Annotated in this window: 19 protein-coding genes; 12 read left to right on the top strand and 7 right to left on the bottom strand. The window is 38.4% G+C overall.

Annotation, left to right across the window (positions count from 1 at the left end; genetic code table 11):
• Positions 1–66 precede the first annotated feature (66 nt).
• Positions 67–813 (top strand): glycosyltransferase family 2 protein, encoded by a 747-nt coding sequence (locus tag ASG14_RS01990; RefSeq protein WP_056869385.1) that lies wholly within the window; start codon positions 67–69, stop codon positions 811–813.
• Positions 814–999: 186 nt separating this feature from the next.
• Complete coding sequence (locus ASG14_RS01985) at positions 1,000–1,560, top strand: type 1 glutamine amidotransferase domain-containing protein (protein ID WP_056869384.1); 561 nt, start codon at positions 1,000–1,002, stop codon at positions 1,558–1,560.
• 66 nt (positions 1,561–1,626) lie between these two features.
• Here ASG14_RS01985 and ASG14_RS01980 read toward each other — a convergent pair whose 3' ends face one another.
• The 5 genes from ASG14_RS01980 to typA all read right to left on the bottom strand — a co-directional run bounded on the left by ASG14_RS01980 (position 1,627) and on the right by typA (position 8,064).
• Entirely contained in the window at positions 1,627–2,670 is a 1,044-nt protein-coding gene (locus ASG14_RS01980) for a hypothetical protein (RefSeq protein ID WP_056869383.1), read from the bottom strand.
• A 96-nt stretch (positions 2,671–2,766) separates the two neighbouring features.
• Positions 2,767–3,960, bottom strand: a complete 1,194-nt coding sequence (locus tag ASG14_RS01975; protein ID WP_056869382.1) for a serine hydrolase — start codon at positions 3,958–3,960, stop codon at positions 2,767–2,769.
• A gap of 47 nt (positions 3,961–4,007) precedes the next feature.
• Positions 4,008–4,904 (bottom strand): lysophospholipid acyltransferase family protein, encoded by an 897-nt coding sequence (locus ASG14_RS01970; protein ID WP_056869381.1) that lies wholly within the window; start codon positions 4,902–4,904, stop codon positions 4,008–4,010.
• A 73-nt stretch (positions 4,905–4,977) separates the two neighbouring features.
• The gene (locus ASG14_RS01965; RefSeq protein WP_082491299.1) at positions 4,978–5,910 is read right to left on the bottom strand and encodes a lysophospholipid acyltransferase family protein; all 933 of its coding nucleotides are present in this window, start codon (positions 5,908–5,910) and stop codon (positions 4,978–4,980) included.
• Between the two features lie 348 nt (positions 5,911–6,258).
• Entirely contained in the window at positions 6,259–8,064 is a 1,806-nt protein-coding gene (typA, locus tag ASG14_RS01960) for a translational GTPase TypA (RefSeq protein WP_056869380.1), read from the bottom strand.
• Between the two features lie 337 nt (positions 8,065–8,401).
• On the opposite strand from typA, the gene ASG14_RS01950 reads away from it, so the two are divergent.
• The gene (locus ASG14_RS01950; protein ID WP_056869378.1) at positions 8,402–8,629 is read left to right on the top strand and encodes a hypothetical protein; all 228 of its coding nucleotides are present in this window, start codon (positions 8,402–8,404) and stop codon (positions 8,627–8,629) included.
• Between the two features lie 18 nt (positions 8,630–8,647).
• On the opposite strand, the gene ASG14_RS01945 is transcribed toward ASG14_RS01950, so the two are convergent.
• Complete coding sequence (locus ASG14_RS01945; protein WP_162238699.1) at positions 8,648–9,991, bottom strand: tetratricopeptide repeat protein; 1,344 nt, start codon at positions 9,989–9,991, stop codon at positions 8,648–8,650.
• Between the two features lie 207 nt (positions 9,992–10,198).
• Between ASG14_RS01945 and ASG14_RS01940 the strand changes: the two genes are divergently transcribed.
• On the top strand, positions 10,199–11,962 hold the full coding sequence (locus ASG14_RS01940) for a caspase family protein (protein WP_056869376.1): 1,764 nt from the start codon (positions 10,199–10,201) through the stop codon (positions 11,960–11,962).
• Between the two features lie 13 nt (positions 11,963–11,975).
• Here the strand turns inward: ASG14_RS01940 and ASG14_RS01935 are convergent, their stop codons facing one another.
• On the bottom strand, positions 11,976–12,785 hold the full coding sequence (locus tag ASG14_RS01935) for an esterase family protein (protein WP_056869375.1): 810 nt from the start codon (positions 12,783–12,785) through the stop codon (positions 11,976–11,978).
• A gap of 171 nt (positions 12,786–12,956) precedes the next feature.
• Here ASG14_RS01935 and ASG14_RS01930 point away from each other — a divergent pair, with 171 nt between their 5' ends.
• The 8 genes from ASG14_RS01930 (at position 12,957) to ASG14_RS01900 (ending at position 19,554) form a co-directional block, all read left to right on the top strand.
• The gene (locus ASG14_RS01930; RefSeq protein WP_056869374.1) at positions 12,957–13,664 is read left to right on the top strand and encodes an esterase family protein; all 708 of its coding nucleotides are present in this window, start codon (positions 12,957–12,959) and stop codon (positions 13,662–13,664) included.
• Positions 13,665–13,750: 86 nt separating this feature from the next.
• Entirely contained in the window at positions 13,751–14,827 is a 1,077-nt protein-coding gene (locus ASG14_RS01925) for a RimK family alpha-L-glutamate ligase (protein ID WP_056869373.1), read from the top strand.
• A gap of 27 nt (positions 14,828–14,854) precedes the next feature.
• Positions 14,855–15,955, top strand: a complete 1,101-nt coding sequence (locus tag ASG14_RS01920) for a carboxylate-amine ligase (protein WP_056850795.1) — start codon at positions 14,855–14,857, stop codon at positions 15,953–15,955.
• Positions 15,956–15,963: 8 nt separating this feature from the next.
• The gene (locus tag ASG14_RS01915; protein WP_056869372.1) at positions 15,964–16,791 is read left to right on the top strand and encodes a type 1 glutamine amidotransferase; all 828 of its coding nucleotides are present in this window, start codon (positions 15,964–15,966) and stop codon (positions 16,789–16,791) included.
• Between the two features lie 62 nt (positions 16,792–16,853).
• On the top strand, positions 16,854–18,041 hold the full coding sequence (locus ASG14_RS01910) for a hypothetical protein (protein WP_056869371.1): 1,188 nt from the start codon (positions 16,854–16,856) through the stop codon (positions 18,039–18,041).
• Between the two features lie 53 nt (positions 18,042–18,094).
• Positions 18,095–18,253 carry a FeoB-associated Cys-rich membrane protein gene (locus ASG14_RS19980; protein WP_082491293.1) on the top strand — a complete coding sequence of 53 codons (159 nt, stop codon included), beginning with the start codon at positions 18,095–18,097 and terminating at the stop codon, positions 18,251–18,253.
• Between the two features lie 12 nt (positions 18,254–18,265).
• Entirely contained in the window at positions 18,266–18,856 is a 591-nt protein-coding gene (locus ASG14_RS01905; RefSeq protein ID WP_056869370.1) for a Crp/Fnr family transcriptional regulator, read from the top strand.
• Between the two features lie 167 nt (positions 18,857–19,023).
• A complete protein-coding gene (locus ASG14_RS01900; protein WP_056869369.1) occupies positions 19,024–19,554 on the top strand; it encodes a YceI family protein in 531 nt (176 codons plus the stop codon).
• The last annotated feature ends 11 nt before the right edge of the window (positions 19,555–19,565 follow it).

Here is a 19,565-nt window from a genome sequence, read left to right as displayed (position 1 = left end):
AAAGCGGCAAGTTTTCAGCAATGTTATCCCGCTTCTACGCTCTCTGACAAAAATTAATGGAATAGCATGCCTGCATTAACCGTAATCACCATCGTGTATAATAACGTTCGAGATATTGAGCGAACGATAAAATCTGTTTTAAATCAAACGCATAAAAATCTAGAATACATAATAATTGATGGGAAATCGACCGATGGTACGATGGCAGTTATCGACAAATACAGAACACAGATTTCAAAGGTTGTTTCAGAACCCGACAAAGGCATTTATGATGCGATGAACAAAGGGCTGGCGATGGCAAAAGGAGACTATATTCTGTTCATGAATTCTGGTGACGAAATTTACGATGAACATACTGTTGAAGAGGTATTCGCTTCTACTCCCGGAGCGGATATTTACTATGGTGAAACGGAAATGTATAATGATAATTGGGAAAGTTTAGGCCGGCGCAGACATGAAGCGCCTGAACAATTCGATTGGACAAGTTTCAAATACGGGATGAACATCAGTCACCAGGCTATTTATATTAAAAAAAGTATAACCGAACCTTACGATTTAAAATACAAGTATAGTGCCGATATCGACTGGATAATTAAAGCAGCCAAAAAATCATCGAGCATTGTAAATGTGCACCGTTACGTAGCCAAATATCTTGTTGGTGGAATGAGCAAGAAAAAACATCGCGAAAGCCTTAAAGAGCGTTTTAAAATCTTCACCAAATATTATGGATTGATTCCGAATATTTTAAACCATATTATTATTGCAGGCAACCTGGTATTTTATTTTGCGAAACATCGTAGAACGAACGACTAACAGATTACTTTATTAAAATTGATCATAACCGCCAAGCGTTGGCTGCGGTTTTTTCCGATGCTTTGCTCAAATTGACGTTTATTCGAGAGTTTCGAATTGAGTGTGCCTTTAGCAATTATCCAAATTTTGAAAACAATATATTCATTTGCCTTGTCTTAAATACATTATCTATTAAAATTTAAGATTATGGGACAATTAAGTAACCGCACAATTGCTGTACTTTCAGAAAGCGGATTTGAAGAAGTTGAATTAACCGAACCAGTAAAAAGGTTAAAAGAAGAAGGGGCTACTGTTCACGTTATCTCTTCAAAAAGCGGAAAAATCAAAGCCTGGGATCAGGATCACTGGTCGATAGAAGTTGATGTGGATAAGACAATAGCAGAAGCCAGTGCCGATGACTATAATGGTTTGCTTTTGCCAGGTGGCGTTATCAATCCAGATCAGTTACGTGTAAACGAAGATGCCATTAAATTTGTAAAATCTTTCTTTGAGGCTGGCAAACCTGTTGCCGCAATTTGCCATGGGCCACAAACTTTAATAAATGCCGATGTGGTTAAGGGTAGAAAAATGACCTCGGTAAAGAATATTTCGCAAGATTTGATTAATGCTGGCGCAGAGTGGTCTGATGAGGAAGTGGTTGTAGACCAGGGTTTGGTTACAAGTCGTACGCCGAAAGATTTGCCTGCATTTAACGATAAAATTGTTGAGGAATTTGCAGAAGGTGTACATGAAGGCCAACATGCCTAAAACGCTTTGAACGTTCTCCTAAATTACTCAAAAGACGGCTGGTTAAATTAACCGGCCGTTTTTATTTTAAAGCTTAACCTGCCTGATGATGTTCTTAATATTGAGCTCAATGATATCTGTCATTGTCTGGCATCTCAAATAGTTATTATCCTTAAAATAGTTGGCCATGGATTGCTTGAGCAGTGCGATATTTTCTGCCGTTGTCAGTTCATCTTTGTTAGATACATCACGCAAATCTGTAAGTCTGTGGCGCTCGCTTCTAACCCGATGAACAATTGATGAGCGTTCTTCCTGTTGGTATTGCAAAACCGTTTTTTCAGTTAGTTGTTCCATACTCATTTTTACATAAGGCAAATTTTCCTTAAAAAACTGAGGTAAATAAACTTTTAAGTTTCCTTCATAAAACTGCTGGTCGAAATCTATCGCCCTGATCCGAAACTGAATATCGTCGAAATCTGGCGTTATTTGCACTACGAAATTATAGGCTCTCATATCACCCAAAAGCATAATTAAACATCGTTCGTTAAATTTTACAAACTCCTTTGCAATACGTGTCGGGTTAAATTCGGGTGAGTAAAGCTGTCCTTTCGTAAACACATCGCCAGGTATTCCGGCAATATGTTCTTCAACTAAGGTATCGCCATCCACAAGGTAATTTACCTGATTTGGGGATAAAATTTCTTCGAGCTCTAATCCATAAATTCTCGAAGCATCAGCCTTTTTTATGTAAAAATAATCGTAAACATCGTTAAGGCGATTTACAATTCTTATTCGAAACGGGTGTGTATTTCCGAAGGTGCAATATTCGATTTTGTCGATATATTTATGTTCAACAATCCGGAGGTTGCCTGATGCCTTTAAATTCGCATAGATTTCTTTCAGTCCGTTATGAAGATTTTCGATTAAATCCTGTGCATAAATTGGTCCTTCCCAAAGGGAATCTTTGCCAAGCTTATCCATCAACGGGAAAGCTTCATTAAACTGCATTAAATCATTGTAGCCAATGGGTAATTTCGCCTCTCGCTGATAGGTGCGCAGGTATTTCTGCAAAGCCATGGTAACCGGAAAAATCGGCTTCTTTTTAAGGATTTTTACATCTTCGTTTTCCATTGATAAGCAATGTAGCGTTTTAATTTTTTTACTACAAAAGCGATGCAGAAAAACAGGCAAAGAAAACCCTAACACATTGGCTGGTGCATAAGCTCTCTATTCAGCTTTCGGATAGCGAAATGGCAAGCCGGCCAAATAGCGGCTTATCTTTCTATACGGATAATTGCCTGCGCCTTTTTCGGCGAACTGAACGATGATGGTATTTGTTTTGGGGTCTACGTAAAGCCGCTGGCCAAGCATTCCCTCTGCCGCATAATCGCCATGCTCGCCTTCCTGCGGAATCCACCAGAGATGATGATGAGCAGATTTTTGCCAGCCTTTTGCGGATGAGGGCTTTTCATTTCCGAGTTGAGTAGATTCCCTTACCCATTCTTCCGGTATAATTTGTTTAGCATTGTATCGGCCTAAATTCAAATACAGGCGACCAACTTTGGCTAAATCAACCGCCGTTACCTGAAAACGACTTGCTGTATTTGCCAATCCATTTACATGATCCAAGCCCCAGCTTGCATTGTGTTCTGTACCTATTTTTTTCCAGATATTTTTCTCGAAATACTGGGCAACCGTTTGCCCGGTTGCCTGCTCCAAAACCCAACCCAGTAAAATCGGGTCGATACTTTTGTATTTCCACACCGTTCCTGGCGCATTTACGAGCTTAACTTTCATCAGCTCGGCCTTCATATCATGGGTATAGTAGTATTTTGCTTCATCAGAAAAAAATGCCTGAACAATTCCGCCGAGCGCATCCTGAAACTCGAGACCAGACTTCATATCCAGCAGGTTTTTTATGGTAATATGTTTAAAAGCTGAATTTGCCTTTAATTCGGGAATGTACGTTGTTACCCTCTCATTTAAACTTTTTATTTTTCCGTCTGCCAATGCTTTGCCCAATAGAATAGATACCATACTTTTTGCACCAGAGAAAATAGAGGTTAATGTACTATCTGAGTAGCCAGCACTATATTTTTCATACAAAACGCTATCATTTCTAATAACCAGAAAAGCATTTAAATTTCCTTTCGTAAAATAATCTTCGAATGGAACAAGTCGATTTTCGCCATCCTGAACTTTCAATGTATCCAGATCATTTCTCATGTTTTTAGCACGATGAAAATGAAAAACGGAATCACTTTTTCGCACTAAAGCCTGAGGGAATTCTTTATACGTTGCAGCATCTGGCGTTCGGTATTTTAAAACCCTAAATAAATAAGGTTGCCAGGCAAACAAGGCGCCAAAAACAATAATGATTAGCAGAAAAAGAGAGAAGACGATTTTTTTAAAGACTTTCATTGGCATTCAATACAACGGCAAATATAAGCCTTTCTTAAGCAGGCTTACTAATCGGCAGTTGTCGTTAGCGTTGCCTTGGGCTGGTATTTCCAACGCCTGTGGCTCCAAAGCCAATAAGCCGGCTCATTTCTAATTAATTCTTCCAAAAACCTGGTATGCAATTCGGTAATTTCATATTTAGCCGTCGCGGCTGGGTTTAGGCACAACGGAACGCAATCTACCTCATAATAGCCTCTTTTTACGCAACTCAGTTTCAGGTAAAAAATTGGCTGATTAGTTTTTTTTGCAATCTTTTCAATGCCCAACTGTATCGATGTTTGCTGGTGCATAAAGCTAGTCCAGTAATGGGATTCGTCTTTTGATGGCGCCTGATCGTTACCAAAACTGAACATACTAGGCCGGATCTTACTGGCTTGCAATGCCCTCAAAGTTTGTCGCATTGCAATTAATTTATTCCCGAACCGACTCCTTACTTTTTTAAACCATTGGTCGAAAACAGGGTTATTTAATGGCTTGTAAATTGGATAATGATCTGCAGAAAAGTTAAGGCCAATACCCAGGGTACCCCATTCCCAGTTACCGTAATGTGCCGAACAAATTAACACACTTTTTCCTTCGGCGAAGTAATTTTCTATCTGTTCTTTGTTATGAAATACAAATCGTTTCCTTATTTCGGCTTTCGAAATATTGTTCATTTTCAAAATTTCAAAAATCAAATCAGAGAGAAACCTATAAAATCGTTTTTCGATGATTATGATTTCGTCAAGGCTTTTCTCAGGCAGCGCCTTTAGAAGATTGGAACGTACTATTTTTCTGCGGTAGCTAAATACGTAGTAAAGCAGGATGAAAACTCCGTTTGAGATGAGATACAAAACGGATAAAGGCAGTGTTGACAATACGCCCAAAAAAAATATTCCTATGTGAGAAAAGCCCTTCTTAATCATATCACCAGGTACTTACAAACAAAATTACTACAAAACCATGTAGTCAGAAAGTTTTTCGGGTGGTTAATTGAAATTATGAAAGACTTAAAAGCGACTCGTTACTTAAGTCGCCGAATTGAATTTTTGGCAACTTAACTTCTGGTTTATACTTCCACCTTCTGTGACTCCAGAGCCAGTACGCCGGCTGGTTTTTAATCATCTCTTCGAGAAAATGCGTATGTGCTTCAGTTATTTCGAACTCAGAAACTGCTTTTGGATTTAAACAGATTGGAACGCAATCAACCTCGTAGTAGCCCCGTTTCAGGTAATTAATTTTTAAGTAAAATATTGGCCTGTTTGTTTTTTTCGCTATTTTCTCGATACCAAGCTGCACAGAAGTTTCCTGATTTAGAAACTTTGTCCAGTAGATGGATTCTTCTTTTGATGGAGCCTGGTCGCTACCGAAAGTAAACATGCTTGCCGTATTTTTGCTAGCCTGAATAGCACGCAGGGTTTGGCGCATGGCTACCATATTATTACCAAACTTGCTTCTCATGGTTAAAAACCAATTATCAAATTTTTCGCTACTGAGTGGTTTGTAAATTGGATAATGCTGACCCGAAAAATTTAAGCCAATGGCCATGCAAACCCATTCGTAATTACCGTAATGGGAAGAGCAAAAAAGCACACTTTCGTTATTTTGGAGATAGGCTTCAACTAAATCAGCATTTTTAAATTTCACCCGCTTTTGAAGTTCTTTTTTTGAAATGCTTTTCATTTTAATGATTTCGATAAACAAGGAGGAAAGGAACTTATAGTATTCTTTTTCTATAACGTTCAGTTCTGCCGACGTTTTCTCAGGAAATGCATTGTATAAATTCTCCTTCACCACTTTTCTGCGATATTTAACGACGTAGAAAATCAATAAATAAAAAGCATCAGCTAATCTATAAAGCAGAGAAAGTGGCAAAAGAGAAAGTGCGTTTAATAAAAATATCCCCACAAAGGATAGGCTCTTATTAATCATAATAGGGTGATTAGTTTGTTGCAAGCAAAATTAAATGTCCGTTTAAACCCGACTGCCATGGAAATGTTAGTTTTTTACTCTTAAAAGTTTTATGAAAAATCACTGACAGAAAATCAATCGATTGATTAAGAATTTCGCGTTTCTAAAGTTGTTGACAAGAAATAGTTCGTTCGTTCTAATTGCGGAAAGCACCAGGAAGTTGGTAAGGCTTGCTGTTAAAAGGATGGAATTGAGTACTTTCCTGCCAGCTAGGATTTGGTGCGGGGTTTTGAGAAACTTCGTTTAGAAATTAGCTAAACAAAAAAAGCCCCGATTTACATCGGGGCTTTTGAAATTATTTTGAAGGGCTTAAGCGAATTGCTTTCCTTTAACCTTACGTTCTTGTTCTGTTAAGAAAATTTTACGTAAACGCATACTTGCAGGTGTAACCTCAATATATTCATCAGCCTGGATGTACTCCATTGCTTCTTCTAATGAGAATTTAATTGCCGGTGCGATACGCGTGTTGTCATCTGTACCAGAAGCACGCATGTTAGTTAATGCTTTTCCTTTAACAACGTTTACCACTAAATCATTATCACGAATGTGCTCACCCATAATCTGACCTTCGTAAACATCCGTTCCCGGATCAACAAAGAAACGACCTCTATCTTGTAATTTATCAATCGAATATGCAGTTGTCTGTCCTTTTTCCATTGAAACTAAAACGCCGTTTAAACGACCAGGAATTGTTCCTTTCCAAGGCTCGTAAGCTTTGAAACGGTGTGCCATAATCGCCTCGCCTGCAGTAGCAGTTAGTACGTTGTTACGTAAACCGATGATACCACGAGATGGAATTTCAAATTCTAAGTGTTGTAAATCGCCTTTTGGCTCCATAATTAACAACTCACCTTTACGCTGAGTAACCAATTCGATAACCTTACCAGAAACTTCACCCGGTACATCTACGATTAATGTTTCAATCGGCTCATGTTTTTTACCATCGATTTCTTTAACGATAACCTGTGGCTGACCAACCTGAATTTCATAACCCTCGCGACGCATGGTTTCGATTAAAACCGATAAATGGAGAATACCACGACCGTAAACCAACCATGAATCCGGAGATGCAGTTTCGATAACTTTTAAAGCTAAGTTCTTCTCCATCTCTTTGTACAAACGTTCTTTAATACGTTGAGACGTTACTAATTTACCTTCTTTACCAAAAAACGGAGAGTTGTTAATGGTAAACAACATGTTCATTGTCGGCTCATCAATGCTGATTACAGGCAATTGTTCTGGTGCCTCGAAATCAGCGATGGTATCACCAATATCAAAACCGTCAATACCTACAACAGCACAAATATCACCAGAGGCTACCTCAGTAGTACGGATTTTCCCTAAACCTTCGAAAGTATAAAGTTCTTTTACTCTTGATTTAACAATTTTGCCATCGCGTTTAATTAAAGTAACCGGTTGGTTTTCTTTAATTGTTCCACGGTGAACACGGCCAATTGCAATACGACCCACGAAAGATGAATAATCTAACGAAGTAATTTGCATTTGTAAAGTACCATCATTAATTGGTGCAGGCGGAATGTTAGCCACAACAGCATCTAATAATGCGAAAATATCAGTTGTTGGTTTCTGCCAGTCAGTACTCATCCATCCTTGTTTAGATGAACCGTAAATAACAGGGAAATCCAATTGTTCTTCAGTTGCTTCGAGGTTAAAGAATAATTCGAAAATTTGCTCGTAAACCTCTTCAGGGCGACAGTTTTCTTTATCCACTTTATTTACAACCACAATCGGTTTTAAACCAAGTGCCAAGGCTTTTTGCGTTACGAAACGCGTTTGAGGCATTGCACCTTCAAAAGCATCGCAAAGTAAAAGTACACCATCGGCCATTTTTAAAACACGCTCTACTTCGCCGCCAAAATCCGCGTGACCAGGAGTGTCAATAATGTTAATTTTTACGTCTTTGTATTGAACAGATACGTTTTTCGACACGATTGTGATGCCACGCTCACGTTCTAAATCGTTGTTATCCAATATCAAATCTCCTGTTTGTTCGTTGTCACGAAAAATAGAACAAGAATGTAAAATCTTATCAACCAACGTGGTTTTACCGTGGTCAACGTGTGCTATAATAGCTATATTTCTAATCTTTTGCATAAAATGCGCCTCAAATTTGGCGCAAAGATAGTGTTTAGAAATGGATTTTCTACTATATCGCCCACTATTTAATAGGATGATAATGTTGTAATTGTCTCATTTTTAACAACAAAACCAATCTGTTCAATCCATGATGTTGTTGCCAAATGCCCCAGTGAAATACGAACCGTTATGATGGGCATGAAGTATAAACTTAAAATGGCCGGAAATTGACCTGCTTTTACCAAAAGATTGCTATTTCCGCGAAGCCCTAAAACCCTGCTTAACCAAATGAGGAACAACGCTTTATAATGAAAATAAAATTGTAACTTCAATAAACCCTAATTCTAAATTAATTATGAAAAAAACCATTATTACTTCAGGTGTTATCATGATGGCAGTAGGTGCGCTATCTCTGCAAAGCTGCAACAGCGAAAAAAAGGCAGATACAACTGACACGGTTGTTACAACCACAACGGTTGATACTACAATTGTTGACAGCACGAGTTCAATGTCGAAAAAGATGACAGACACAACAGACACTGGCGGCAGAGCCGGACAAGCGCCCCCTGCTGTTAAAAATTAATTTTTTAACATAGAGTTTTCAGCCGTTTTCGATTTCTGATCCAGGTATATCATCCACGTCTTTCTTTAGTAATGCCTGGCGGTTTAACAAATGTTGTTCTCTGATTTTAGTTAACTTATTTATTAACCAATGCTCAACGCGATGGTGCGTTGGGGTTAATAGCGATGCAATAATAACGAAAACAATAATCTCTATTATTGGCGAATGATGAGATTTTTCAGCCACAAAGGGATGAATGAACAACGTTAGGTATTCAAATAGCATCAGCAAAGAAACAACCCCTGAAAACTCTATAACTCTTTTAGGCACTTTTCTCCGGCTTAAAAAAATACTCACAAAAAATAAAATTGGTATAAATATACCAATGGCAAGTAGCTGTAATTTTTGTTTTCTATCTTCGGCTTCCTTAATCTTCGCCTCCTCTATTTCCTTTTGCCGAAACTCTTCAGCAATTGTAATGCTCTGCACTTCTTTAGCTCTTTCTTTGCTGTCAATAGAATCTGATAGGTTGACAGTTAATTCCTGATAAGCGAATGCACTGTCAATTTTATTGTCTTCTTTATACAACTTCGACAGAAATGTACCAGCATCTACCGCCCTGGCAAAAAACTCATTTTTTATTGCCAAATCGTAAACATTTTTAGCAAAGTAGATTGCCGAATCTTGCTTTCCCTGCGCTTTATAAACTCTTGCCAAACCCAAATTACACTCAGCCAAAGTATTTAAATCGCTCACATTTTCTAAGATAGGAACACTTTTTTTATAATAATTTAAGGCATTTGCGTAATCCTTTCTTTTAAAATAGATGTTTCCAAGATTGTTGAGTGAGGTACCGGTTATGAGGTCGTTTTTTTGGAGCAGAGAAAGTTCATAAGCGCTGTGGGTATAAAGCATTGCCGGCGAGAGCTGGTTTGATTTCTCGTAAATATCTCCAATGTTAAGTTTTGAATACAGGATAAGATCAGCAAAGCGATTTTTCTTTGCAATATCCTCGGCCTTAAACGCATAAGCCAGCGCCTTGCTATACTCTTCTTCGCTGCTATAAACCAGTGCCATACTAATATAAGTGTTTGCCATGTTTTTCGGCTTTCCCCTTTTCTCATGAATTTTAAGTTCTTCAATAAAATATTCGATGGCCCTGGGGTAATTATGCAGGGAATGAAAAGCGTTTGCCAAACCATTCAACGCCCAGGATTCACCTTTTAAAAATTTACTCTTTTTAGCCAGTTTATAAGCCTGCTGCGCTAAAATTAAGGCAGAATCGGGTTTCGACTTATGATAAGAATAACTTAAATCGTACAAAATACTTACCCGTCCGGTGTCTGTTTTTTGGGCAGCCAAATCTTTATATAAACTATCCAAAACTTGCTTTTGAGAAAAACACGAAATTGAGATAAAAAAAAACAGTGAGAACAGCGCTATTAATTTCATTTTTAGGGAATTATGTATTAAATTTAATATAATATTTAGAGTTAGCCCTATAATTCTTTCGCATATTTTCCGGTCGTAATCTTTTACCTTCCCCCGAGCTTTTTTACACGCGATCCATCTAATTTTAATCATCCCAAAATGAAAATATTTCTGCATTTATTCCTGTTGTTGCCTTCCTGTTTATCGGGCTTTGCCCAAAATAAATATGCAGTAATTGTTGGCATAAATGAGTATTACGATAAGCCCGGTGTAAAGAGTGCCAAATACAGTTTAAAAGGCTGCGTAAATGATGCCATAAGCATGAAATCGCTTTTAATAAACCGTTTTTCTTTCCCGAAAGAAAATGTAAAAACATTACTTAATGCGCAAGCGACTCAGAAAACATTTATAGATGCAATGGAGAATATCCTCGAAAAAAGTAAACCTGGGGATGTTGCGGTTTTCTTTTTTTGCGGGCACGGCATTTATACTATCAACCCCGGAAATAAATTAGATTTTGTAAAGCAAGGTTATAATCAGGCCATTTGCATGAGCGATTTATATACACCCAACTATGAATGCCTGGTTAGAGATAACACGCTCAAACTGCTTTTTAACCGTTTCGTACAAAACAAAGTAACGCTCACCTCAATTCTGGATTGTTGTTACAGCGAAAATATGTCTATGGCGCCTCCACCGCCTGTTTATCATAATCCTTACCGCAAAGTAGATGTTGTTACAAACAAAACGGTTCCGGTTGGCGTAATTGATTTAAGGTCTTACAAACTTAACCAAACGCTTACAGTAAATGATCAAGCAGTAATAGCTCGCCCCTCAGAAACACGGAATTCCCGTTTCGCAAACTTGGCTGCCTGCTCCTGGGCCCAAAAAGCCGTAGAAATTTGGGATGAAGGCGGCAAACCGCATGGCGCTTTTACGAAAGCAGTTATAAATGTTTTTGAGAAGAGCAATGTCGATCTAACGCTTGCAGAAGTTATTGCAAGGATAAAAAATGATATCGATGTTGTGCAGAATTTACAGCAAAGGCCTGGGTTTCGGTACGATACATTATCGCGGGATAAATTAAATTTTATAGGCTTACCCGTTCAGAAAACAATTCCGGTACTTCAAACGAGGGTAATTAACGCCCGGCCTGGCAAATTGACTGTAGATGTTGGTGCTAAAGACGACGTTATGGTTGGAAACATTTTTACAACGAAAAATAAGGCAATACGTTTTACAATCTCAAAAGTGTATCCTGATAGCGCTACGGGATTCATTTCCCCAAAAGTTAAAATTGAAAATGGCGACACCTTATTTATGTCAGACAGGTACCGAACATCCAAACCGATAATAAAAATTTACATACCTGCATCAACGCTAAAATCGGCAGCGTATATGGATTTGTTTAACAAGCAGGTTTTGCCCTTTACAAAAAAAAAAACTTATCAGGACTATTTTAACTTCAACGACAACCGAGCCGCAGCGACTTTCTTATTCAATAATCAGAAAAATTCAGGCCTGGAAATTTCGAAGATTGTAAAACAAAACGAATTTTTTGTATTGATGGCTTTGCCATCAGATATTGCGAACGTAGTTAAATTTAACCTCAGTAAGGAACAGAGCATCAAACTCGTAAACACTCCCGGCGAGGCAGATTTTGCGTTATACGTTAATTATGCAACAAAATCAGTTGATAATAACAACCCAAAATTTGTTTTCAGTTTCAGGAAGCCTTTACCTGCAGATGTTAACGTAAAAAAGAACGCAGACGTAATTTTTTGGGCAGATAAAATAACCTTTTCCAGTTTGCGACTAAGTAAACCACAGTTGGCCTTGCTCGGCAAAAGCATACAGCAATTAAGTTATGCCGCAATTCGCAGCAGAGGAACGCAATGGATAAACACCTATCCGAAACGGTGAAGATTTAAAAAGCTTACACCTCGAAAGCATAATCTAAAAAGGCTGGCATCGCAGTTTCCCAGGTTGGAACATCATGCTTTCCGCCAACCTTTTCATAATAAAAAATGTTTTCGGGACGTTTGTAGCCTTTCTTCAAAAGTAATTTTACAACATCAATCGTATCGTCTATCGAATCGATAATTAAATTTTTATTACGATCTGCTTTTTCATCTTCTGTGCCTGTCATCAGCCAGAATTTCATATCTGGTTTTGTAGTACTGGAATCAATCATCGAATGTAAAATCCGGTCAGCATCGGTGTAGCCATTAGCCAGGTCTTTTTTTCGCCACCAGAAGGCTCCTGAAAAAACTCCAATAACATCAAAAACTGATGGATTTTTCCAGGCCACATCAAAAGCAGACAAACCGCCTAAAGAAAACCCTGCAAAACCAACTTTTCCGCTTATTGGCATTGCAATTTTTTTCTTCACAAAAGGTAAAAGTTCTTTAACAACAAAATCTGCATACAGATCGGCTTTTGCGCCTCGACCTTTAAAATCGGGCTCATTAGCAATACCATATTCCATTAAACGATCTGTAGAGGCGCTAATCGCGACTACAATTAACCGGTGGTTACGCTTATTGTGGTGAGCTTCTTCCAAAACCTTCGTAAAGTTCATTTTGGCAACATCCTGGCCATCATTTAGAAAAAGAAGCTCTATTTTTTCGTTGCCTAAAATTCCTTCAGGCGCATAAATATCTATCTCTACTTCACGCTTTAAATAAGCAGAAGGCACTTTAAATTTACTGATGTTAACTTTTACTGATAAAATTGTAGTGTACATAATATTCTAATCCCATATCACCCGGCAACGCCTTACTATTTGTGCAAAGGTACAAATCTTGATAAACTATCAATTATCAGCAATCAATTTTTACACTACGCTCCATTTTAAAACATTTAACATTCATTTTGTAGAATTAATTATCTATCTTAAAACATTCAATTTTTTTGTATGGTTAAAGAAGAACATAAAAAGTGGTACAGCCCAAATCTAAGTGCTGAAATCGACATGCTCATCTTTGGTCACGGCGGTATCCCTATTCTGCTGTTCCCGACGAGTATGGGCCGATATTTCGAAAACAAAGACTTTAAATTAATAGATTCTGTTGAAGGATTTATCAACGAAGGAAAAATTAAGATTTATTGTCCGGATGGCATAGACAAATTAAGCTGGTACAACAAAAGCATACATCCCGCCGATAGAGTAAAAAATCACATTTGGTACGATAAGTATCTACTGGAGGAAGTAGCACCTTTGGCCAGGCATGAAACCGGACATAACAAACTTATAACTGCCGGCTGTAGTTTTGGCGGTTATCACGCTGCAAATTTCGCATTTCGGCACCCGTGGTTGGTTAGCCATATGTTTAGCATGAGTGGCGCATTCGACATTACCGGCCAGTTAGATGGCTTTTATAACGACGATGTGTATTTTAACAACCCGGTAGATAACCTGATGAACAACAGCAACCCGGAATTACATTACATGAAAATTGTTTTGGGCACAACCGATAGAGATATGTGCAGGCCAGACAATGAAAGACTATCGGGAATTTTGACTCAAAAAGGTATAAACCATTGGTTAGACATTCGCCAGAATGCCGACCACGATTGGCCGGTTTGGCGTGAAATGTTCCCGAATTACATCGCACAACTTTAAAAAAATTCGACATAAAATTAACCGCGTTGGTTTTCAAAACAATTAACCAATAAAGCAGTTACACATTTAAACTTAAAACAGTACCAATGAAAAAAATAGGGATTTTATTTGGCCAGGAACGTTCTTTTCCTGAAGCCGTTGTAGAGAGAATTAATCAAAAAGCAGAAAAAGGAATTACAGCAGAACCTGTTAAAATAGAGAAGATATTGCAAAATACGCCGCTCGATTACGCAGTTATCATCGATCGCATCTCGCAGGATGTTCCATTTTACCGTGCATCGTTAAAAAATGCAGCCATTACAGGCACAGCCGTAATTAACAATCCTTTTTGGTGGAGCGCCGATGAAAAGTTTTTTAACAATGCCCTTGCAGAACAAATTGGTGTTCCTGTACCGAAAACAGCGCTAATCCCTTCTCGCCAACACCCAACAGGCACTTCAGGAGAATCGTTTTCGAACCTAACCATGCCACTTAACTGGGATGCAATTTTCGATTATGTAGGTTTTCCAGCTTATATGAAACCTTATGACGGTGGCGGATGGAGAGATGTTTATAAGCTTCACGATAAAGAAGACTTTTTTGATAAACATGGTGGAACCGAACAATTGGTAATGCTATTACAGGAAGAAATTATTTTTGATGATTATTTCAGGTGTTATTGCATAGGTGGAAAGCACGTGCGCATTATGCAGTACGAGCCTCGTAACCCGCATCATTTACGTTATGCGGTTGATGGAAAAACACCAGATCCGAAGTTGTTAAAAACAGTAGAAGAATATACTTTAAAACTGTGTCAATACCTGGGTTACGATTTTAATACCGTTGAGTTCGCGGTGCGGGATGGCGTGCCGATTGCTATCGATTTCTGCAACCCGGCGCCTGATGCCGACATTAAGAGTGTTGGCCAGGAAAACTTTGACTGGGTGGTAGAAACCACAGCGAACTACGCAATTGAAAGAGCAAAAGCACAAAAACCCGGACAGGATAACCTAACCTGGGGCGAATACATTAAAACTTCTGTTGCAGGCAAGCCGTTAGTGGCAAAAGCTGCTACACCAAAAATTGATGCGCCAAAAGCCAAAGCAGCGCCAGCAACTGCGAAGGCAAAGGCTGCACCTAAAGCAGAAACAAAACCAGTGGCAAAGAAAAAGCCAATAAAATAAAAGGGATTATAACCAAATATTACTAAAATGAACGAATTCACGCTTGGCATTGAGGAAGAGTACATGGTAGTTGATCCCGTTACCAGGGAACTTACCTCACATGACCAAAAAATTGTAGAAGCAGCACAAAAAATTCACAAAGACCAAGTGAAGGCAGAAATGCATCAGGCAGTTGTAGAGGTTGGCACCGGAATTTGTAAAACTACAGAAGAAGCCCGTAAAGAAATTTCTCAGTTGAGGTATACGGTTTCACAACTGGCGGGCGAACAAGGGCTAAGAATAGGAGCTGCAGGTACACACCCATTTTCACATTGGGAAAAACAATTGATTACGGAACATCCCCGCTATAATGAAATTGTGAATGAGCTGCAGGAAGCTGCCCGCTCAAATCTAATTTTTGGATTGCACGTCCACGTAGGTTTTCAATCCCGGGAGTTAGCCATACACATTGCAAATCAGGTAAGGTATTTTCTACCACACGTGTTTGCATTGTCAACCAATTCTCCTTTTTGGGAATCTAGGAATACTGGCTACAAATCCTTCAGGACTAAAATTTTCGACAAATTTCCACGTACCGGCATTCCCGACATTTTTAACAGTATAGAAGATTACGATAACTATGTAAAGCTCCTGATTAAGACTAATTGCATGGATAATGCGAAGAAAATCTGGTGGGATATACGGGTGCATCCCTTTTTCGATACCGTTGAGTTCCGCATTTGTGATTGTCCTATGTTAATTGACGAAACAATGGCTTTTACAGCCTTATTTCAGGCTTTATGTGCTAAACTGTACAAACTTCGTTTGCAAAACATGGAGTTCATCAGTTATTCACGAGCATTAATTAACGAAAATAAATGGCGTGCTGCCCGGTACGGCATTGACGGAAATTTAATTGATTTTGGCAAAGAAATGGAAGTGAATTGCCGTAATCTGGTGTTAGAACTGCTCGATTTTGTGGATGATGTTGTGGATGATTTAGGCTGTAGAAACGACCTGGAATACGTTCATAAAATACTTGAGCACGGCACCGGTGCTGATAGACAGTTGGCAGTTTACCAACAAACTGGTAACTTTGAATCGGTAGTAGATTATATTACTACTCAAACACTTATAGGCGCAAAGTAATTTTTATCATGGATAAAAGAGATTTAAAGGTCGCCGTTATTGACATGAATAACGGCGCACCTAATCAGGGTATGCGGGGAATTCAGGAAATTTTATCCCGATTTAGACACGAAAATAATATTAACCTCACTTTCGATATTTTCGATTTGAGGCAAAAAGGAGAAATTCCGGGAATCGACTATGACACTTACATTTCGAGCGGAGGGCCCGGCAGCCCACTTGAAAGTAAGGGTGAAAAATGGGAAAACGACTTTTTTAACCTGTTAGATGAAATAGAAGCTTTCAATGCTTCAAGCGAGGAACAAAAGAAATATGCATTTTTAATTTGCCATTCTTTTCAACTGGCATGTAGAAAATTCGGATTGGGAAATGTTACCGAAAGACGCTCGAATGCCTTTGGAATATTCCCCATCACTTTAACTGAGGATGGTGAGCAGGATGAAATTTTCGATGGCATCACAAATCCTTTCTTTTCTGTTGATAGCAGAGACTGGCAGGTTATTGAACCAGACTTTGCTGCTTTTGAAGCAAAAAAGGCAAAGCTCCTGGCGATAGAAAAAGAACGAAAACATGTCGATTTGGAAAGATGCATGATGTCTATCCGTTTTTCTGATGAAATTATTGGCACACAATTCCATCCGGAAGCAGACCCTGTTGGAATGAAAATGTACTTACTGCAAGAGGAAATAAAGCAAGCGATTATCGGCCTGCATGGCGAGCAAAAGTATCTTGACATGCTTAACAGTCTTGATGATCCGGCCAGGATTGTATTGACACAGCGTGTTATTTTACCAAATTTTTTAAACAAGGCAATAGGAAATTTGCAGGAAGCATAAGTCATATAACAGATTAATCTAGTTTTCAGCAAGCACTCTTTGCGAAATCAAAACAATAAATAATGATACCTGCACAACGCCAAAAATACAACCAGCAGTTTACAGAAAAAAAATACAAAAACTTCATAACAGAATTGGAGAGTGGTTTCTTGGAAATACCTTTTCGCGTTGCTGAAACGCCCATTTTCGTTCCGAAGGCACTTAAAGAAAAGCTGATTGCGGCGGGCGAAGAGATTATATCATTAATTAAACAGCCAAATTTCAAGGAGCTTACTGAAAAGGCAATTCCGAAAGATTGGAAAGTGCCAAATGAAAATAAGCAGCCTCATTTCTTAACTTTTGATTTTGGCATTTGTAAAGACGAAACCGGCCAGCTCGTGCCAATGCTGATTGAAATGCAAGGTTTTCCTTCGCTTTATGGTTTTCAAGTTCATTTAGCAAACACGTTCCGAAAATGTTTTGACATTGATGGTTCAACAAGTCATTTTCTAAATGGCTATGATGAGGAAAAATATATTAACCTTTTCAGGGAAGTTATTATAGGCAAGCACCAACCGCACGAAGTTGCCATAATGGATGTTGATGCTACAAACCAGAAAACGGCAATTGATTTTTTTGTAACCCAAAAAATGCTGGGTATTAAAATCCTGGCGTTAGAAGACATTAAAAAAATTGGAAAGCAACTGTTTTACGAGGAAGATGGCAGGAAAATTCAGCTAAAAAGAATCTACAATCGATTAATATTTGATGAGGTAGCAGAAAATGCGGATGTATTTAAACAAAGTTTCGATCCGAGGGAGGAATTGGATATTGAGTGGGTAACGCACCCAAACTGGTTTTATAGGATAAGTAAGTACACCATGCCGTTTTTAAACAGCAAGTTTGTGCCCGAAACCCGTTTTTTGAATCAGGTTGAAAGTATACCAAAAGACTTGGAAAATTATGTGCTGAAACCACTGTTTTCGTTCGCAGGAATGGGTGTAATAATTGATGTGTCAGGAGCTGACATTAGCAACATAACTGACCCCGAAAACTGGATTCTTCAAAGAAAAGTAATCTACCAACCTGTTGTCCAGTCGCCCGACGGGGGTGTAAAAGCCGAAATTAGGATGATGTATTTATGGCCCGACGATGGAGAACCGCAACTTTGCACTAACCTGGGTCGCTTAAGTAGAGGTAAAATGATAGGTGTGCGCTACAATGCAGACTTCGACTGGGTAGGTGGCACAATCGGATTTATGGAGAAATAACCTTTTTACATTAACCTGAGTTCTAAATACCAAAATCGGGTTATATTTGTTCTATGAATACTCAAACGATTTTAGTTTTTGTACTTTTTGCGGTTGCATTGGTGTATGTTGGCCGTTTGGTTTACAAATCTTTACAGGTTAAAAAAGACGGATGTGGTGGAAATTGCAAATGTGGCGTAGATTTTTCTGACATTAAGCCTGCGAAAAAGTAACTTCCGCCGTTTATGACTGATCAGTTTAAAAATTATCTTAAGGAAAAAATCCAAATAACTGATGAGCAATTCGACAGTATTTCTGAGGGTTTAAAAATAAAAAAGTTTGATAAGAACGAAATAATTCAATATACCGGCGACATTAGCAAGCACGGCTTCTTTGTTTGCAAGGGTTTGCTGCGTGCCTATTCAATAGATTCAAAAGGAAAAGAGCACATTCTTCAGTTTGCCCCCGAAAACTGGTTAATCTCCGATAGGAATAACATGAACAACGAGCCTTCTGTGTTTTTTATCGATGCTATTGAGGCAACCGAAGTTGTGATAATGCCGAATGATTTTATGGAACAGGCGGCCATAAAAGTTCCTTGCTTGCAACCTATGCACACCAGATTATTGAATAATTCTATCCGTTTTATGCAAAAAAGGATTAACATGTTGTTAAGTGCAACTGCAGAAGAACGTTACCTCGATTTTATAAAACTATATCCAAACTTAACGCTCCGGGTTCCACAATGGATGATAGCTTCATACCTTGGTATAACACCAGAATCGCTGAGCCGGGTGAGAAAAGAGTTAGCCAATAAACATTTCAGGCCATCATAAGCATTCGAAAGGCAAATTTGCACTTGTTGAATGACCAACTGAAAAATTCTTTTGTTCACCGAAATCAACCTGTAATTCGTTGATTTACTTATCATACATCAATTTCTAGCTAAACTGCTTGCTGTACATTTGTGTTGTAAATAATAACAATTCAAAAACAAAAAGATATGGCAACTACAAAATGGACTTTAGATCCAACCCACAGCGAATTACAATTTAAAGTAAAACATTTAATGATTACTACTGTAACTGGTAGTTTAAAATCTTTCACGGCAGATTTAACATCTGAAGGTGATGAGTTTGAAAACGGCGAAATTTCGTTTAAAGGTGATATCAGTTCGATTGACACCGGAAACACAGACCGCGATAATCATTTAAAAAGTGGTGATTTTTTTGACGCTGAAAATTTTGCACACATTGAATTCAAATCTACATCAATAGAAAAAGATGGCAGCGATTACCTGGTTAAAGGCGATTTAAGCATCAAAGGCGAAACTAAACCTGTAAAGTTAACTGCTGAATTTGGTGGTATAGCTACAGATCCATGGGGAAATACAAAAGCTGGCTTTACTTTGAGTGGAAAAATTAACCGTTCAGATTTCGGTTTAACCTGGAATGCAGCTCTTGAAACTGGTGGCGTTATGGTGAGTGAAGAAGTACGCATTTTAGGCGAGCTACAATTTGTGAAGCAAGCTTAATTACGATCTAA

This window comes from Pedobacter sp. Leaf194, assembly GCF_001423945.1.
GTDB lineage: Bacteria > Bacteroidota > Bacteroidia > Sphingobacteriales > Sphingobacteriaceae > Pedobacter.
This window is presented reverse-complemented; position numbering and strand designations above follow the sequence as displayed.

Coding starts and splice junctions, on each gene's coding strand:
- ASG14_RS01990 (WP_056869385.1), top strand. CDS start 67: ATGCCTGCATTAACCGTAATCACCATCGTGTATAATAACGTTCGAGAT.
- ASG14_RS01985 (WP_056869384.1), top strand. CDS start 1,000: ATGGGACAATTAAGTAACCGCACAATTGCTGTACTTTCAGAAAGCGGA.
- ASG14_RS01980 (WP_056869383.1), bottom strand. CDS start 2,670: ATGGAAAACGAAGATGTAAAAATCCTTAAAAAGAAGCCGATTTTTCCG.
- ASG14_RS01975 (WP_056869382.1), bottom strand. CDS start 3,960: ATGAAAGTCTTTAAAAAAATCGTCTTCTCTCTTTTTCTGCTAATCATT.
- ASG14_RS01970 (WP_056869381.1), bottom strand. CDS start 4,904: ATGATTAAGAAGGGCTTTTCTCACATAGGAATATTTTTTTTGGGCGTA.
- ASG14_RS01965 (WP_082491299.1), bottom strand. CDS start 5,910: ATGATTAATAAGAGCCTATCCTTTGTGGGGATATTTTTATTAAACGCA.
- typA (WP_056869380.1), bottom strand. CDS start 8,064: ATGCAAAAGATTAGAAATATAGCTATTATAGCACACGTTGACCACGGT.
- ASG14_RS01950 (WP_056869378.1), top strand. CDS start 8,402: ATGAAAAAAACCATTATTACTTCAGGTGTTATCATGATGGCAGTAGGT.
- ASG14_RS01940 (WP_056869376.1), top strand. CDS start 10,199: ATGAAAATATTTCTGCATTTATTCCTGTTGTTGCCTTCCTGTTTATCG.
- ASG14_RS01935 (WP_056869375.1), bottom strand. CDS start 12,785: ATGTACACTACAATTTTATCAGTAAAAGTTAACATCAGTAAATTTAAA.
- ASG14_RS01930 (WP_056869374.1), top strand. CDS start 12,957: ATGGTTAAAGAAGAACATAAAAAGTGGTACAGCCCAAATCTAAGTGCT.
- ASG14_RS01925 (WP_056869373.1), top strand. CDS start 13,751: ATGAAAAAAATAGGGATTTTATTTGGCCAGGAACGTTCTTTTCCTGAA.
- ASG14_RS01920 (WP_056850795.1), top strand. CDS start 14,855: ATGAACGAATTCACGCTTGGCATTGAGGAAGAGTACATGGTAGTTGAT.
- ASG14_RS01915 (WP_056869372.1), top strand. CDS start 15,964: ATGGATAAAAGAGATTTAAAGGTCGCCGTTATTGACATGAATAACGGC.
- ASG14_RS01910 (WP_056869371.1), top strand. CDS start 16,854: ATGATACCTGCACAACGCCAAAAATACAACCAGCAGTTTACAGAAAAA.
- ASG14_RS19980 (WP_082491293.1), top strand. CDS start 18,095: ATGAATACTCAAACGATTTTAGTTTTTGTACTTTTTGCGGTTGCATTG.
- ASG14_RS01905 (WP_056869370.1), top strand. CDS start 18,266: ATGACTGATCAGTTTAAAAATTATCTTAAGGAAAAAATCCAAATAACT.
- ASG14_RS01900 (WP_056869369.1), top strand. CDS start 19,024: ATGGCAACTACAAAATGGACTTTAGATCCAACCCACAGCGAATTACAA.